Source organism: Shewanella sp. FJAT-52076, assembly GCF_019457455.1.
Taxonomy (GTDB): Bacteria; Pseudomonadota; Gammaproteobacteria; order Enterobacterales; family Shewanellaceae; genus Shewanella; species Shewanella zhangzhouensis.
The window spans coordinates 2,978,287-2,991,980 of sequence record NZ_CP080415.1; the positions used below are offsets into that span (position 1 = coordinate 2,978,287).

Sequence of the window (13,694 nt, forward strand, 5' to 3'; positions counted from 1 at the left end):
TCAGATATACCAAAAAAGCACGTTAGGGTAGAGTCAGGAAGCCAGTTTGAGTCTGGTTTTTTTGTTATTTTTTAGCAGTATAACAAAAATCGCCGCCGAGTCTCCAGTTTCGCCTTAATGTGGCAGCTCATTAAACTACAAATAAAAAAAGGGCCCCGGGGATGGGGCCAAACGTTCAAGGAAGAACCAAAGGGATGTAGGTTGGGTGTTGCATGGGTGCGGCCTGATTTACCTTGAGCGAGTCAAAGGCAGGCCCGGGTGTAACTTACTCGCGAAGCTGAGCTTCTTTACGGTCAGAAATCTCAAGCTCTGACAACGCAGGTACCTTGGTGCGAAGTTCAGACTCCAGTGCCAGCAAGGTTTCAAACTGGTCACATACTTTGGTGGCGCGCGCTTCCAGGGTCTTTGACTGACTTTCCATTTCGCGCTCAATCTGTTCGCCCATGGCTTCCATTTTCTTGCCAAAGGCTTCCATTTTGGCTTCAAAGCTATCGCCTTCTGACGACAGGATTTCGGTACCGAGTTTAATCATCAGAGTGCCCACGGAGTCCTGCACCAGATTTTCAATTTCACGCTCGAATTCCTTGTCGAACACCTCATCGATGGAGCCGTCGGTTACGCCAACGTAATAGCTGTCGCCATCCTTATGCATAACTTCGCCGAGGCGCTCGTTCACATTGTCCATCAGCTCTGCCACACGGGCGCTGGTCTCATCGCCCAGCAGCGGTGTAAGAGCTGTATTTACCGCGGTGCTGGCAAGGGTGATGGCATCCGTCACCAGGGCAACAAATTCGGGCACCTGATTGGCCAGAGAGTCGGCATAGCTGTCTACCAGGGCACGCTGCTCGGCATTGAGCTTGACTTCCTTGCCATCCACAAAGAGTTTGCCCGGCTCGAAGCGATAAAACTCATCACCTTTCTGGCTCAGCACCAGTTTTTTTGGCTCGACAGCAATGTCGTAGTTGAGGTTAACGTCACAGCTGTCGGTACTGATCCCCTGCGCTTTTGCAGGAACAGCTACTGTCACGCCAATCAGAGTGGCCAGGGCTACACCGGTGATAAGGTTTTTGGTTTTCATCGCATCTATCCTTGCATCTTGATTTATATGTCTTGATATTGCGAAGGATGTGCCAACTTTGCTAAGTGATTAATTTAAAATAAAATAAATACCATCACCGGATAAAGACGTAGTTTTACCTGGAGAGCATCAGGCTTGAAAGTGTGAGATATCACCAAAAAGTGAAGCTTTTCACCAATTGATGTTGGGAAGGATTGGAAATGCGGGAGATAAGTTGCCGAAATAAGGAAATGGCCTTCCTCATATCAGAAAGGCCACGGGGATAGAGCAAATCAAAAAGGCTTCAAGATCAAAATATTGAACGGCCAAGTTCCTGCGCCAACAACTCAAGCAAACGGGTACCCACCAAGCTGTTGCCACTGGCATCGAGAGCTGGCGACCACACACATACCGACATATCGCCGGGGATCACCGCAATAATGCCGCCACCCACACCACTTTTACCCGGCATACCCACGCGGTAGGCAAACTCCCCTGCCCCATCATAGAGCCCTGAGGTGGCCAGCAGCGCATTCAGACGCCGGGTTTGGGTGGGCGATACCACCTCAGTGCCATCCAGGCTTATTCCCTGATTGGCCAGATACACCATGGCACGGGAAAGATCGGCACAGCTCATGGAGAGCGAGCAGTAATGGAAGTAGCTTCGCAGCACCTTGTCCACATCGTTATGGAAATTGCCGAAGGACTTCATCAAAAAGGCGATGGCCGCATTACGGGCGCTGTGCTGGTATTCAGAGTCTGCCACCACCTTGTCGTAACAGACCTTGTGGTTCTGGCTCAGCATACGCACTATTTCCAGCATCCGCTGTTTGGGCGCACCCAGGCGGCTTTGCAACAAATCGGCTATCACCAGCGCGCCGGCGTTGATAAAGGGATTACGTGGAATGCCCCGCTCAAGCTCAACCTGAACCAGCGAGTTAAAAGAGTGGCCTGACGGCTCTTTGCCAACCCGGGACCAGATCTCGCTCTCTTCATAGAGCATCATGGCGCCGGTGAGGCTGAATACTTTGGAAATACTTTGAATGGAAAAGGCTTCTTGCCAGTCGCCCGCCCCCAGGGTGGTACCATCGATGGTGGTTACCGCAATACCCAACTTATGGGGGGAGACCCGGGCAAGGGCCGGAATGTAATCCGCCACCTTGCCCTGTCCAAGCAAGGGTCTAACTTTGGCGACCAGGTCGTCAAGCAGAGCCTGCTCAAGCATGGATTAATCCCACCACAGATCGTACAGGTCGGATACTTCCACTTTGGCCACTTTCTGGCCTTCAAGGAATGCCTTCACAGCGGCGCGGTCTTCATCGGTGCACTTGCCCAGTGACTGGGTGGCAATGATACCTTCCCAGTCCTTATGACCGCCGCCGTGGAAGCCCAGTTTACGGGGCTCAATCACTTCGTCGATAAACTTATCCACCAGGGCATCAATTTCAGCCTCAGCAACACTGTCATCAAACACCCAGCGTACATCGAAACCCAGTTCCTGAAACTCGTCCACACGCAGCTTTTTACGAAGACGACGGCTACGGTTTTTGGCCATGGTTATTTCCTCTTTCATGGATGGATAAAATTATTCAACACGCTCAAACATCAGATCCCACACACCGTGACCGAGGCGCTGACCACGGTTCTCAAACTTGGTCAGAGGACGATGGTCTGGGCGTGGCACATAGGTTTGGGTATCAGATTGATTCTTATAACCTGGGGCAGCGCTCATCACCTCAAGCATATGCTCGGCGTAGTTTTCCCAGTCGGTGGCCATATGGAACACACCACCAATCTTGAGCTTGTGGCGCAAAAGCTCAACAAACTCGGGCTGTACTATACGGCGCTTGTGGTGACGCTTTTTATGCCATGGGTCGGGGAAAAACAGCTGCACCCGCGCCAAAGAGCCATCGGGAATGGCGTTTTCCAGCACTTCAACCGCATCGTGGTGGTAAACCCGCAGGTTGGAGATCCCGGCGTTTCCGGCCTCGCCCAAACAGGCACCCACACCCGGCTTGTGTACCTCAACCCCAATAAAGTTGAGCTCAGGGGCATTGGCGGCCATTTCTACCAGAGAGGCACCCATGCCAAAGCCGATTTCAAGCACTGTACCAGCTTCGCGGCCAAATACTTCAGTAAAATTAATCGCCTGTGGGCTGTAGTCGAGACCCATGGTTGGCCAGAAGCTTTCCAGCGCCTTGGCTTGCCCGGTAGTAAGACGTCCTTCACGCAGAACAAAGCTGCGTACCTTGCGAAGATAAACGCCATCCTCGTTAAATTCTGCGGTGGTTACTTCACTCATTCTCGCCTCGCATGGCCCGCCACTGTGCTGCGCGCAGGCGCAAAAAGCAGGCTTCTAAAAACAGACAAATCAAAAAGAAGGGGCATTATCCAAAGTTATTCTTTGAGCGCAAGCCCCGAAGCTGAAAAAGTATACCAGTCGCAGCCCAAGCTGCCAGCGTCATGGCGCAACTTGGCGCCAACCCTTGTGACTGCCATCACTCACGGCTACACTGCCGAGCCATCAGTTTCAGATTGGTTCACTCTCTCCATGCCCGAGCAAACAGCCCGCATTCCTTTTGGTCAGCGCATCGTCCAGTGGTACGACAAACACGGCCGCAAGACCCTGCCGTGGCAGCAACACAAGACGCCATATAAGGTATGGGTGTCGGAAATCATGCTGCAGCAAACCCAGGTAGCCACAGTTATCCCCTACTTCGAGCGCTTTATGGCAAGCTTCCCCACGGTGAACGACCTTGCCAACGCCCATGAAGATGAAGTGCTGCACCACTGGACCGGCCTTGGCTACTATGCCCGTGCACGTAACCTGCACAAGGCAGCACAGCTCATCCGCGACGAGCACGGCGGCGAGTTCCCGACCGACTTCAACGCCGTGCTGGCACTGCCGGGCATTGGTCGCTCCACCGCGGGCGCTGTACTGTCATTGTCTCTGGGGCAGCATCATCCCATTCTCGATGGCAATGTAAAAAGGGTGCTGGCGCGCCACGGTGCCATTGAAGGCTGGCCCGGTGAGAAACGGGTCGATACCGCCCTGTGGCAGCTCACCGAAGCGCTCACGCCCAGGGAAGACATACAAAAGTACAATCAGGCCATGATGGATATGGGGGCCAATATCTGCACCCGCAGTCGCCCCAAGTGTGGCGAGTGCCCAGTTGCCATCGACTGTAAGGCTCAGCTTGCCGGGCGTCAGAGCGAATTCCCCGGTAAAAAGCCCAAAAAGACCATTCCTGCCCGGGAAGGCTGGATGCTTATTTTGCAGCAAGCTGACAAAGTCAAGCTTATCAAGCGCCCCCCCAGCGGCATCTGGGGCGGGCTCTGGTGCTTCCCCCAGTTTGACAGCCGGCAGGCGCTTCATGCCTTTGTCGAAGCCAATGGTTTAGATACAGAACATCTCACCCTGCTGGATGGCTTCCGTCACACCTTCAGCCACTTCCATCTGGATATTCAGCCGGTCAAACTGCGCCTTGGCAGCACACAGACAGAGGCGCTTATCATGGAAGATAACCTGAGTCTCTGGTATAACCTCCTCCAAGGCGAAAATCTTGGGCTTGCCGCCGCCACCGAGCGCATTCTGGCAAGCCTTGTAAGCGAACTTAAGCAAGAATCCGGCGGCAGCACTGCCGCTCACAAGGAGTAAAACATGGCCCGTACAGTTCAGTGTGTGTATCTGGGTAAAGAAGCCGAAGGTCTGGATTTCCAGCTTTACCCCGGCGAACTCGGCAAGCGCATTTTCGACACCATCAGCAAAGAAGCCTGGGGCGAGTGGCAGAAAAAGCAGACCATGCTTATCAATGAGAAAAAATTGAACATGATGAACATGGACCATCGCAAGCTGCTCGAAGAGCAAATGCAGCTGTTCCTGTTCGAAGGCAAGGATGTGCAGATTGAAGGTTACGTTCCACCGAAACCTGAATGATTCAGGGATGAATCGGTAACAGCCTTCCTGATGCCATCCCCACTATGGTGTCACTCGAATAAGGGCCCTCACGGGCCTTTTTGCTATCTGCGAACTTGGATGCAGGTGAAATCCTGCGGAATTTTTCAGTGTAAACCCTGCGGGTTTTATTGAGAGTGTCGCTTTGCCAGCGACTATCCAAACCAACGCCCTCGCGGGCAAACCAAACCCGGTTCAAGGCAACGCCTTGGATAAACTCTGCAGAGGAAGAAAGGATGGGAGAAAAGCCCGCAATCCCTTGCTGCCGCGCATCAAATCCACTGACGCCACAGTGGAAAAAGCATTATACAAGCAACACCTTAGCCATTGTTTTAATTTGCAATATAAAGCTAAAGACACACTACAGCATGGCGAAATAACCGGCAAGCTCTGGCAGCAATGCGATTGAAAAGGTAGGGCATACACAGAACACAAGAGAGAACGGAAAACAGATGAAATGAAACGTGAATGAATGCAGGTAAGTGCAGAGAAGAAACCGCAAACAAAGCCGCCCTGCCGTCGGCGATACGGCCCCATACGTCGGGGCACGCCTGTTTGATTGTTACTCCGTATAGCCTTTACGCACCAAAGAGAAACCAACAACACACTTGGTGAATTCCCCCTGGCCAGGCTGATACCTGAATGCCACCTTCACATTCGGGTTATCCAAGGCTCTTTGCAGCACAGCAACCTGATCATCATTCAATACCCGACTGCCGCAAGACGCACCACCCCAGCGGTATTCCTCATAAACACCCGAGGATATCTTGGTGAGGGCCTTACCGTGGTACTGCAGGTACTTATCTGCACTGGTGGTGTTTATCTCCAGAAATACCAGAGGAAAGTCCTCGGTATCAAAATCTTCAGCCAGCGCTGCGGTGGCGGACAATCCGTAAATCATCGCCGCCGACAAGCCCATCAGTTTTGCCATTTTCATCTTTGACCTCCATTTATATCAGCTCCTGTTAAATCAGATTAAAGGTAGGTCTGAAGTAGTAGATTCGCCAGTTTGCAAACGACTCTTCGCCGTCTGCAAAACCGGGAATTGGGTAGGCTCAGGATCAGTAAGACTCTGCACTAAAGGCGGCTTGAAGATACAGCCGCCATAACAGATTACTCCTTTTCAACCTTGTAGCCTGTGACCATGGCCCCGACCAGATCTTCCCTGTGCACACGGGAGGATACAATTACACCGGCTATGTGCAGCAGCACCAGAAAGACGGTGAAGTTGGCAAAAAACTCATGAATTTCTTCCCAAAACTCTTCATCTGGGTTTTCTTTTTCATGCTTGTTGCCATGCTCTTTTTCATGAGAGCTTTCTTTGTCGTAGCCATCCTCCAAAGCCGGGGCAGGCAAAGACTCGGCCTGGGTCTGGCTAACCACGGCAAGCGGCCCCTTGCCTTCAAAACCATAGGTCTTAAGCCCGGAAAACCCAGTCATGGCAATGCTTAACAACAGCGCTATCACCATGAGTCCACCAGCGGGATTATGGCCACGGTAATGGGTTGCCTTTCCACCTGCCAATCCCTTGAGGTAAGCGATGGCGGTTGCAGGAGAGCGCACAAAGTCGCTGAATCTGGCATGCTTGCTGCCGATAAAGCCCCACAGAATACGCACCAGCAGCAACGTCACTATCAGGTAGCCGCTGTATACATGCAGGCTTTCCCATTCGTCCCCGCTGAGGTAGCTGGTAAGAAAGGCTGCAACCAAGAGCCAGTGAAAACACCGAACCACCCCGTCCCATACATATACTTTGCCATTCATCTCTTTCATCCCCATCGATTGGCCTTACGCCGGTTTAGGCCTATTATTGGGCGTGCAAGGCTATGAAGAAGTGGGCAAACGCCTGAAACACATGGTGTTAGGACATATGCCCAATAGCCGTTTTTCTGATTAAATCCGGAGGCCCCTTGAACCGGGACACTATGACCTTAGTCGTGCTGTTGCTCGTGATTATTGCCAGCGGCAGCGATATTTATATGGACCTGAGCCAGGGAGCATCCATGATGCACCTGATTGAGGAAGCCATAGTATTAGGCCTGGCAACCCTGCTGCTGAGCTGGTTTTCACTGAGCTACAAACGCCAGAAGCGCCAGATACAGGAGTTGTCTCAGGAGTTGCTGGAAGCCCGCAATCAGGCTCAGCCTACGGATGCGGCACTGCTGGAAGCCCGTCATCGCCTCGCTGATGTGATGGCTATTCAGTTTGAAACCTGGGAGCTTTCACCCAGCGAAAAAGAAGTGGGCATGCTGCTGCTGAAAGGATTGTCGTTAAAAGAGATTGCTCTGCTCAGGGGCACCGCCGAAAAGACCATTCGCCAACAGGCCTCTGCCATCTATAAAAAAGCCGGCGTAGTCGGCAGGCACGGATTTGCCGCCTGGTTTATTGAAGACTTTCTCTGACCTTGAAGCCTGCGCACAGCGCCGTTCATCAGGGCAGCGCCTTACCCAGGGCAGCGTTTTACCAGGAAGTTTTACCAGGAAATAGTAGCGCCGTCATAAGCAAGGAAGCTGCCACTGTCACCTACCTCTGCCCTGGCAATAATACCCATTAAATCAGCGGCTACCCGCTCGGGTAAAAACAGCTTATCTTCGGGCACATTGGCCTGAAACGGCGCAGATAAGCGGGTCTTGGTGGTGCCGGGATGCAGGGCCAGCACCACGCCCCGTTTCAGGCTGCGTTGCCAGTCCACCGCTAGGGTTTTAATCAGCATATTGAGGGCTGCCTTGGAGGCACGGTAGCTGTACCAGCCGCCCAGGCGGTTATCACTGATACTGCCAACCCGGGCAGAAAGCACCGCCAGTCGCGGCGAAGCGCTGGACTTTAATTTGGCGCTGAAGTGTTTGGCGAGCAGCAAAGTGGGCAAGGTATTCAACCTCATATTGTGCAGGAAAAACTCCCCATCAAACTGCGAAAGGGATTTTTCCGGCCCCTTGCTGGCTGTGTGCAACATGCCCACGCAGTTAATAAGCCAGTCCAGACTCTCGAAGCTTTCGCTTAATGCCTTTATCGCGGCCTCATCGGTCACATCGAGCCTGTGCCAGCTGACGCCGGGAATATGTGCACTGCTGGCCATGATGTTTCTTGTGTAGAAGGTTGCGTGCACTTCGGCATCGGGAAAACTAGCCAACGCCTCTTTGACCATGGCGCTACCGATACCGCCGCTGCCACCCACTATCAGAATCTTCATCATAGCCGCTCCAAATCGGCAATATACTGCTCGGCGGTAGCCAGAATCGCGCTGCGCTGCGACTCAGCCATCTTGTACCAGCTGGCGAAAATCATCCCCAGCCGATGGTTGGCACCAAGGCGCTCTTTATGTTTATGCATAAAGCGCCAATACAGGCTGTTAAAGGGGCACGAACCCGCACCGCTTTTGGCCTTGACGTTGTAATAGCAGCCCTGACAGTAGTCACTCATTTTGTTGATATAGGCGCCACTGGCGGCATAGGGTTTGGTGCCCACAATACCGCCATCGGCAAACAGCGCCATGCCGCGGGTGTTGGGCATTTCTACCCACTCGATGGCATCCACATAGATGCCAAGGTACCACTCGTCTACCTGTGCGGGGTCGATGTCGGTGAGCAGGCAAAAGTTGCCGGTGATCATAAGCCTTTGGATATGATGGGCATAGGCGTAATCCAGCGACTGCCCTATGGCATGGCTCATACACTTCATGCGGGTATCACCGCTCCAGAAATAGTGCGGCAGCCGCTTTTGAGCGCCAAGGGCGTTAAGGCCGGCGTAATCCGGCATATTGGCCCAATAGACGCCGCGCACATATTCCCGCCAGCCAAGGATTTGCCGCACAAATCCTTCTACCTGCGCCATATCGATTGCGCTGCTTATTCCATCTTTGCCGCTGGCCTCACAGGCGCTGATGGCGGCCTCAATCACCTCGGCTGGATGCAGTATTTTGCTGTTTATCGAAAAGGATAAGCGGCTGTGGTAAAGGCTCCAGGCGGATGGGTGGTTTGCCGTCATCGCATCCTGAAAGCGGCCGAACAGCGGCAGGCAATGACGACAAAAATGGGCCAGCAGCGCCAGGCTCTGCTCACGATTGATGGGCCACAGAAGTGTGCTTTTTGTGGTCTGGGATGCACTGTCGATATCATGCTCAAGTTCAGGTTGAGTTAACGGGGCAAAGAGGCCACCGCTGGCATAGAACTCACTTCCTTTTACGAAGGTTTGCTTCGCTCCGGTCTCAAGATGACCGATGGTAACAATGCCGTGGCGCTGCAGGCGCGCGACTATCTCGCTGATATCATTTGTAAACAGCAAAGGCTGCGGCAAGTTTGCAATATCCGCCGCTTTTAATTTATTGCGGTTACTGGCATCGAAATTCCACTGGCCACCCATTGGCCTGGCGCCATCCATCAGTATGTGAAATCGCTTTCGCATCCGCCGATAAAAGCTTTCCATAAGAATATGTTTGCCTTTTGGAAAGAGCGTACTTATCTCATCGAAGGGCAGTAAAAAGTGCTCGCTCTCCACCATCTCGACTTGCACCCCAGTCGGCTGAAAGCTGCCTAACTGTGAAAGCAGCCGATATTCATCCGGGCGCTGATATTCAAAGCGGCCGGCGCCTGTTATTTGCAGCACATGACTTAAGAGCGCTGGCAGGTCGGCAAAATCGGCGGTGTCGTCCAGGGTAAGGTGCAGCACCTCATGCCCCCCGGCCTTAAGGCTTGTGGCAAAGTCCGCCATGGCCGCGAAAAAGGCGCACACCTTCTGGATATGATGGGTGACGTATCTGTTTTCCTGCTTCAGCTCAGCGATGAGATAGAGCACGCCATCATCGCGCTCACTGAACCAGGAATGCTGGCTGTTAAGCTGGTCGCCAAGGAGTAATCGCAGTGTATGGAACTGAAAATCGCCCTTGGGGCTTTGGAGTAACATCAGGTTATGGCTCATTCCGGCTGGCTGGGAAAGGCCACGGCTACATTCGCTTGAATGCGTTGCTGCGAATGATGGTTACAAGCCGCAGTTGCCGTGGCAGTCAGCTCTGATTACGAAACAGCGGCGCAAAGCGATCATCAAAGCTCAATTAGATTGAGAAAGCTCCAAAGGTGCCAGCGTAAATCTGAAGGAGTAAGCCAGCGACATTTCGGCTATTGCAAATCGTCAATTGGCCAACCGGGATGCTGTTAAAGCGGCTCCAGGCAACTAAATTGCTGGCTCAAGCGCACACAAATGAACGCCGGGCAGAGCCCGGCGTTAAGAGGCAAAGCTAATCAGCGCCTGGGCTGGCTGGCATTTTCAGCCAAAAGCTCACTATCGGGCGTTTTGCGGTAGTGCGCAGGGCTCAACCCCAAAAGCTCAGGCAATACAGTCCCCACGGATACAGAGGAGAAGGTGCCGGTGACTATGCCAACAAACATGGCCACCGCAAAGCCTTCCAGCGGCGCGCCGCCAAGCAGCCACAAAGCGCCAACTGTGATAAGCGTGGTGCCCGATGTCACCATGGTGCGGGAGAAAGTCTGCACTATGGCCGCATCGTTAACCTCGGTGAGCCTGGATTTGGGCCTGGCTATCAAAAGCTCCCTTATCCGGTCGGCGATAATGATGGAGTCATTGAGGGAGTAACCCAGCACCGCCAGCACGGCCGCCAGCACAGTGAGATTGAATTCCATCCCCGTCAGGGCAAATACCCCCAACACCAGAACCACATCATGTACCAGTGCAAAGAGCGCTCCGGCCGCGAGGCGCCACTCAAAGCGCAGCGACAGATAGCCAAGGATACAGAGCATGGCGATGAGGAGCGCAAGTCCACCCTGCTCAAACAGTTCCTGCCCTACCTGGGGTGACACTGAGTCCCGGTCAAGCACCTGCATTGTGGGGTCGAGCTGCAACAAAGATTGATTGAAGTCGGCAAGGGTCTGGGTATCCAAGGTGGCCCCCATGCGAATCAAAAAGCGCCCCGGCTCAGTGGCGACTACGGAGATACTGCCATCACCAAGATGTGCCAGGGCAATTTCGACCTGGTCAATGCGGGTGTCGGTTGCCATAGCGACTTCTGCAAAGGCGCCGCCGGTAAAATCCAGCCCGAGGTTAAATCCCCGGGTGGATATCGCCAGCACCGACAGCAGCAAGGCCACGATGGAAATCAGGCTCATCAGGTGTCTGAGCCGGGTCAAATTCAATGTTTTCATGGTTATATCCTCACTGCCTTACGCTCGTCGCGGCCATAAACCCAATTGATGATGAGCCGTGACATAAAAATACCTGTGATCATCGAGGTGATAAGCCCCAGCCCCAACGTCAGGGCAAACCCCTGAATGGGCCCGTTACCGATGGCGTACAGCACCAGTGCTGTGATCATGGTAGTGAGGTTGGCATCCATTATGGTGCCAAAGGCACTGGCAAACCCCTTGTCTATGGCCAGAGCCAGGCTTCTGCCCTCCTTCATCTTGTCGCGGATACGCTCAAAAATCAGGACGTTGGTATCCACTGCCATACCAACGGTGAGCACCAAACCCGCAATACCCGGCAGGGTGAGCACAGCGCCGGGAATAAGCGCCAGCAGCCCAAGCAGCATCACCAGATTGGCCAGCAGCGCTACATTGGCCACCCAGCCGAGACGGCGATACCAAAGCGCCATAAACAGCAGGGTTGCCCCCATACCCAGCGCCAGCGCAGCAAAGCCATTGTGAATATTCTCGGCGCCGAGACTTGGGCCTATGGTGCGCTCCTTCTGAATGGTTACGGGCGCCGTCATCGACCCTGCCCGCAGCAGCATGGCAAGTTCCTGCGCCTCTTCATGGCTGCCAAGCCCAGTGATGGAGAAACGGTTACCCAGTTGGCTGTTGATGGTGGCGACTGAAATCACCCGGCTGTCTTTTACCGTGCCTTCGGCGCTTGCGCGGTACTCACTGTAACGGGTGGCCATTGGCTCACCGATATGGCCGCGGGAAAAGTCAGAGATGCGTTTGCCACCCTCGGTATCCAGCACAATATTCACCGAAGGGCGCCCCATTTCATCACTGCCGGAGCGGGCATCGACTATGTGTTCACCGCCGAGAACCGGCGCAGGGTTAAGCCCGATACGACCTTCTCCAAAGGCTGTTTGCAGCGCATTGCCGCTCTCACTGAGCTCATGGAAGGATAAGCTCGCCGTAGCGCCTATGACCCGTTTGGCTGCAACCGGATCCTGCACGCCGGGCAACTCCACCAGAATGCGATTTTCCCCATGGCGCTGCACAACAGCCTCGGTGATCCCAAGCTGCTGAATACGTCCGCGCATGATGCTGATATTTTCTTTAAGGGTTTGCGACACCATAGCGGCCCGTTCAGTGTCTTTCAGGCGCAAAAATAGCGCGTCGCCCACAGACTCGGTCTGCCACTGGGGATAACTCCGCACCAGGTAGCTTTTAAGCTCAGCAATACTCTTTTCGGCGCCGGATAACTTAATGGCCTCGGGATTTACAGCAAGTTTGCTTTCGTCTTTCAGTACCGCAACCGATCTCAGTCCCTTTTCTCTGATTGCCTGGCGAATAGCCCCGCTCAGGGCATCGCCCTGCGCCTTGAAGACTGGCGCCGTATCGACCTGCATCAAAAATTGCACCCCACCACGCAAGTCCAGTCCCAGCTTGATGGGGGATAAACCCAGCCTGCCGAGCCACTGGGGCGCCGCAGGTACCATAGAAAGCGTAATGGCGGCGGGGTCGTGGGCTTCTTCTGCCAATAACTGCTGTGCCGCCATCTGCTGATTTTCATCGCTGAGGGTGATTTGAAAGCCCTTGTCACCTGGCTTAATGGAAACCACGCCTATGTGGGCCTCTGTGAGGATTTGCCCGGCTTGCTCTGGCGCTATCCAGGCGTCTTTACCCAGAGTCAGGGCCGCCTTTTCACCAAAAAAGCTCGGCAGTGCAGAAAGCGCCAGGAGTATCAGCGCCACCAAAAAGGTCAGCGCCAGCCAGGGGGAAGTACGATTCAGGTTTTTGCGGGCGTTGCTACGCCGCCCGCTGTGAAGCAGTTGATCTGTCAGCATAATATTCTCTTCCGGAAAAGCTCAGTTACAGTCCGCCTTTGCAGGTCAGACGGCTATGGCACTCAGGCCATGACAGGAAGAGAAAGATCGCGGCTTTGGAGAAAACGAAAACGCAGGTTGGACTCTTTCCAGCCACCGGGACGCAGTCTTGCGCCGCGTTGGTAGGTCAAAGGCCAATCCAGTTGAGGCGGGAAATCTATATCGGTTCTGGGTAAGAGAGCGGGCACCTCGGGCTGGGGAAGCACCAGCGCCAACACATATTCGGGGGTAAAGTCCCTGAGCCACTGGGCCGAGAGTAGCTGCCATCTGTATCCCCGGGGGATATTGAAAACATGATTATCGAGCGGTGATGGCTGTATACCCGATGATAAAGCCGTTGAAATCGACGCCTTGCTATCGGCCCCAGCCTGTGACCAGGAGTGCAAAGGGTTTGGCTCGCCCGGGCTCATGAACTGACTCATAGGCTGGCTGATGGGCTGGCTCGTGGAAGCCTGTAGCCGGGATTGATTGTCGGCAGGACAGTCGCACTCTGATGCACTGTTTGATGCGCTGATTGACGCACTGTTTAGCGCTCGATTAAACGCGTTGCTGGTCGACACCTGCTCAGCCATGATGGGCGGGTTCGCCTCAATCACGCCTTCCGCTCTCTCAAACATCTCAGATACCGCAGACGCGTGCGTAAACGATGCCCA

At 53.9% G+C, this 13,694-nt stretch carries 15 protein-coding genes; 4 read left to right on the forward strand and 11 right to left on the reverse strand.

Annotated features, from left to right (window positions below):
* Positions 1 to 265 precede the first annotated feature (265 nt).
* From K0H79_RS12985 to trmB, 4 genes are all read right to left on the reverse strand, one after another.
* Positions 266 to 1,078: a YggN family protein gene (locus K0H79_RS12985; protein WP_220076092.1), complete on the reverse strand. Its 813-nt coding sequence runs from the start codon at positions 1,076 to 1,078 to the stop codon at positions 266 to 268.
* A 289-nt stretch (positions 1,079 to 1,367) separates the two neighbouring features.
* Entirely contained in the window at positions 1,368 to 2,282 is a 915-nt protein-coding gene (glsB, locus tag K0H79_RS12990; RefSeq protein ID WP_220065185.1) for a glutaminase B, read from the reverse strand.
* Positions 2,283 to 2,285: 3 nt separating this feature from the next.
* A complete protein-coding gene (locus K0H79_RS12995) occupies positions 2,286 to 2,612 on the reverse strand; it encodes a YggL family protein (protein ID WP_011760598.1) in 327 nt (108 codons plus the stop codon).
* 30 nt (positions 2,613 to 2,642) lie between these two features.
* On the reverse strand, positions 2,643 to 3,359 hold the full coding sequence (gene trmB, locus K0H79_RS13000; protein WP_220076093.1) for a tRNA (guanosine(46)-N7)-methyltransferase TrmB: 717 nt from the start codon (positions 3,357 to 3,359) through the stop codon (positions 2,643 to 2,645).
* A gap of 249 nt (positions 3,360 to 3,608) precedes the next feature.
* On the opposite strand from trmB, the gene mutY reads away from it, so the two are divergent.
* From mutY to K0H79_RS13015, 3 genes are all read left to right on the forward strand, one after another.
* Positions 3,609 to 4,715, forward strand: coding sequence for an A/G-specific adenine glycosylase (mutY, locus tag K0H79_RS13005; protein WP_220078162.1), 1,107 nt, complete (start codon positions 3,609 to 3,611; stop codon positions 4,713 to 4,715).
* 3 nt (positions 4,716 to 4,718) lie between these two features.
* Entirely contained in the window at positions 4,719 to 4,994 is a 276-nt protein-coding gene (locus K0H79_RS13010) for an oxidative damage protection protein (RefSeq protein WP_011760601.1), read from the forward strand.
* Between the two features lie 163 nt (positions 4,995 to 5,157).
* Positions 5,158 to 5,421 (forward strand): hypothetical protein, encoded by a 264-nt coding sequence (locus K0H79_RS13015; protein WP_220076094.1) that lies wholly within the window; start codon positions 5,158 to 5,160, stop codon positions 5,419 to 5,421.
* A gap of 153 nt (positions 5,422 to 5,574) precedes the next feature.
* Here K0H79_RS13015 and K0H79_RS13020 read toward each other — a convergent pair whose 3' ends face one another.
* Both K0H79_RS13020 and K0H79_RS13025 read right to left on the reverse strand, forming a co-directional pair.
* Positions 5,575 to 5,949: a hypothetical protein gene (locus K0H79_RS13020; RefSeq protein WP_220065188.1), complete on the reverse strand. Its 375-nt coding sequence runs from the start codon at positions 5,947 to 5,949 to the stop codon at positions 5,575 to 5,577.
* A 176-nt stretch (positions 5,950 to 6,125) separates the two neighbouring features.
* Positions 6,126 to 6,776 (reverse strand): cytochrome b/b6 domain-containing protein, encoded by a 651-nt coding sequence (locus K0H79_RS13025; protein ID WP_220076095.1) that lies wholly within the window; start codon positions 6,774 to 6,776, stop codon positions 6,126 to 6,128.
* Between the two features lie 146 nt (positions 6,777 to 6,922).
* On the opposite strand from K0H79_RS13025, the gene K0H79_RS13030 reads away from it, so the two are divergent.
* Positions 6,923 to 7,414 (forward strand): DNA-binding response regulator, encoded by a 492-nt coding sequence (locus K0H79_RS13030; RefSeq protein ID WP_220076096.1) that lies wholly within the window; start codon positions 6,923 to 6,925, stop codon positions 7,412 to 7,414.
* A gap of 71 nt (positions 7,415 to 7,485) precedes the next feature.
* Here K0H79_RS13030 and K0H79_RS13035 read toward each other — a convergent pair whose 3' ends face one another.
* The 5 genes from K0H79_RS13035 to K0H79_RS13055 all read right to left on the reverse strand — a co-directional run bounded on the left by K0H79_RS13035 (position 7,486) and on the right by K0H79_RS13055 (position 13,658).
* Entirely contained in the window at positions 7,486 to 8,202 is a 717-nt protein-coding gene (locus K0H79_RS13035; RefSeq protein WP_220078163.1) for an SDR family oxidoreductase, read from the reverse strand.
* Positions 8,202 to 9,926 (reverse strand): cryptochrome/photolyase family protein, encoded by a 1,725-nt coding sequence (locus K0H79_RS13040; RefSeq protein ID WP_220076097.1) that lies wholly within the window; start codon positions 9,924 to 9,926, stop codon positions 8,202 to 8,204. Before K0H79_RS13040 ends, K0H79_RS13035 begins: the two co-directional genes overlap by 1 nt.
* 320 nt (positions 9,927 to 10,246) lie before the next feature.
* Complete coding sequence (secF, locus tag K0H79_RS13045; protein ID WP_220076098.1) at positions 10,247 to 11,164, reverse strand: protein translocase subunit SecF; 918 nt, start codon at positions 11,162 to 11,164, stop codon at positions 10,247 to 10,249.
* A 2-nt stretch (positions 11,165 to 11,166) separates the two neighbouring features.
* Positions 11,167 to 13,002, reverse strand: a complete 1,836-nt coding sequence (secD, locus tag K0H79_RS13050) for a protein translocase subunit SecD (RefSeq protein WP_220076099.1) — start codon at positions 13,000 to 13,002, stop codon at positions 11,167 to 11,169.
* Positions 13,003 to 13,064: 62 nt separating this feature from the next.
* Entirely contained in the window at positions 13,065 to 13,658 is a 594-nt protein-coding gene (locus tag K0H79_RS13055) for a hypothetical protein (RefSeq protein ID WP_220076100.1), read from the reverse strand.
* Positions 13,659 to 13,694: the final 36 nt, after the last annotated feature.

Coding starts and splice junctions, on each gene's coding strand:
- K0H79_RS12985 (WP_220076092.1), bottom strand. CDS start 1,078: ATGAAAACCAAAAACCTTATCACCGGTGTAGCCCTGGCCACTCTGATT.
- glsB (WP_220065185.1), bottom strand. CDS start 2,282: ATGCTTGAGCAGGCTCTGCTTGACGACCTGGTCGCCAAAGTTAGACCC.
- K0H79_RS12995 (WP_011760598.1), bottom strand. CDS start 2,612: ATGGCCAAAAACCGTAGCCGTCGTCTTCGTAAAAAGCTGCGTGTGGAC.
- trmB (WP_220076093.1), bottom strand. CDS start 3,359: ATGAGTGAAGTAACCACCGCAGAATTTAACGAGGATGGCGTTTATCTT.
- mutY (WP_220078162.1), top strand. CDS start 3,609: ATGCCCGAGCAAACAGCCCGCATTCCTTTTGGTCAGCGCATCGTCCAG.
- K0H79_RS13010 (WP_011760601.1), top strand. CDS start 4,719: ATGGCCCGTACAGTTCAGTGTGTGTATCTGGGTAAAGAAGCCGAAGGT.
- K0H79_RS13020 (WP_220065188.1), bottom strand. CDS start 5,949: ATGAAAATGGCAAAACTGATGGGCTTGTCGGCGGCGATGATTTACGGA.
- K0H79_RS13025 (WP_220076095.1), bottom strand. CDS start 6,776: ATGAATGGCAAAGTATATGTATGGGACGGGGTGGTTCGGTGTTTTCAC.
- K0H79_RS13035 (WP_220078163.1), bottom strand. CDS start 8,202: ATGAAGATTCTGATAGTGGGTGGCAGCGGCGGTATCGGTAGCGCCATG.
- K0H79_RS13040 (WP_220076097.1), bottom strand. CDS start 9,926: ATGAGCCATAACCTGATGTTACTCCAAAGCCCCAAGGGCGATTTTCAG.
- secF (WP_220076098.1), bottom strand. CDS start 11,164: ATGAAAACATTGAATTTGACCCGGCTCAGACACCTGATGAGCCTGATT.
- secD (WP_220076099.1), bottom strand. CDS start 13,002: ATGCTGACAGATCAACTGCTTCACAGCGGGCGGCGTAGCAACGCCCGC.
- K0H79_RS13055 (WP_220076100.1), bottom strand. CDS start 13,658: ATGTTTGAGAGAGCGGAAGGCGTGATTGAGGCGAACCCGCCCATCATG.